Here is a 1,470-nt window from a genome sequence, read left to right as displayed (position 1 = left end):
AAAAGAAGTAGGTAGCTTAACCTTCGGGAGGGCGCTTACCACTTTGTGATTCATGACTGGGGTGAAGTCGTAACAAGGTAACCGTAGGGGAACCTGCGGTTGGATCACCTCCTTACCTTAAAGAACCTGCCTTTGTAGTGCTCACACAGATTGTCTGATGAAAAGTAAATAGCAAGGCGTCTTGCGATTGAGACTTCAGTGTCCCCTTCGTCTAGAGGCCCAGGACACCGCCCTTTCACGGCGGTAACAGGGGTTCGAATCCCCTAGGGGACGCCACTTGCTGGTATGTGTGAGTGAAAGTCGCCGACCGAAGTATCTCAAAACTGACTTTCGAGTCACGTTTGAGATATTTGCTCTTTAAAAATCTGGATCAAGCTGAAAATTGAAACGACACACTGTTTCATTTCTCCGTAATAAGAAATGAAAAGCGGTGTGTTCGAGTCTCTCAAATTTTTGCAAGTCGATGATGAATCGAAAGAAACATCTTCGGGTTGTGAGGTTAAGCGACTAAGCGTACACGGTGGATGCCCTGGCAGTCAGAGGCGATGAAGGACGTGCTAATCTGCGATAAGCGTCGGTAAGGTGATATGAACCGTTATAACCGGCGATTTCCGAATGGGGAAACCCAGTGTGATTCGTCACACTATCATTACGTGAATACATAGCGTAATGAAGCGAACCGGGGGAACTGAAACATCTAAGTACCCCGAGGAAAAGAAATCAACCGAGATTCCCCCAGTAGCGGCGAGCGAACGGGGAGCAGCCCAGAGTCTGAATCAGCATGTGTGTTAGTGGAAGCGTCTGGAAAGTCGCACGATACAGGGTGAAAGTCCCGTACACAAAAGTGCATGTGTTGTGAACTCGAAGAGTAGGGCGGGACACGTGGTATCCTGTCTGAATATGGGGGGACCATCCTCCAAGGCTAAATACTCCTGACTGACCGATAGTGAACCAGTACCGTGAGGGAAAGGCGAAAAGAACCCCGGCGAGGGGAGTGAAAAAGAACCTGAAACCGTGTACGTACAAGCAGTGGGAGCACCCTTCGGGGTGTGACTGCGTACCTTTTGTATAATGGGTCAGCGACTTATATTCTGTAGCAAGGTTAACCGAATAGGGGAGCCGAAGGGAAACCGAGTCTTAACTGGGCGTTAAGTTGCAGGGTATAGACCCGAAACCCGGTGATCTAGCCATGGGCAGGTTGAAGGTTGGGTAACACTAACTGGAGGACCGAACCGACTAATGTTGAAAAATTAGCGGATGACTTGTGGCTGGGGGTGAAAGGCCAATCAAACCGGGAGATAGCTGGTTCTCCCCGAAAGCTATTTAGGTAGCGCCTCGTGAATTCATCTTCGGGGGTAGAGCACTGTTTCGGCTAGGGGGTCATCCCGACTTACCAACCCGATGCAAACTGCGAATACCGAAGAATGTTATCACGGGAGACACACGGCGGGTGCTAACGTCCGTCGTGAA

The 1,470-nt window shown here is 49.9% G+C and carries 1 tRNA gene and 2 rRNA genes; all 3 read left to right on the top strand.

Annotated elements, in window-relative coordinates:
- A 16S ribosomal RNA gene (locus tag ACHHZ7_RS25370) occupies positions 1 to 115 on the top strand; the annotation flags it as partial.
- A gap of 85 nt (positions 116 to 200) precedes the next feature.
- A tRNA-Glu gene (locus ACHHZ7_RS25365) sits at positions 201 to 276 on the top strand.
- Positions 277 to 497: 221 nt separating this feature from the next.
- A 23S ribosomal RNA gene (locus ACHHZ7_RS25360) occupies positions 498 to 1,470 on the top strand; the annotation flags it as partial.

Source organism: Citrobacter freundii complex sp. 2024EL-00216, from assembly GCF_043945515.1.
Taxonomy (GTDB): Bacteria; Pseudomonadota; Gammaproteobacteria; order Enterobacterales; family Enterobacteriaceae; genus Citrobacter; species Citrobacter portucalensis.
The sequence above is the reverse complement of the archived record's forward strand: the minus strand, read 5'-3'. Positions and strand labels throughout refer to the sequence as shown.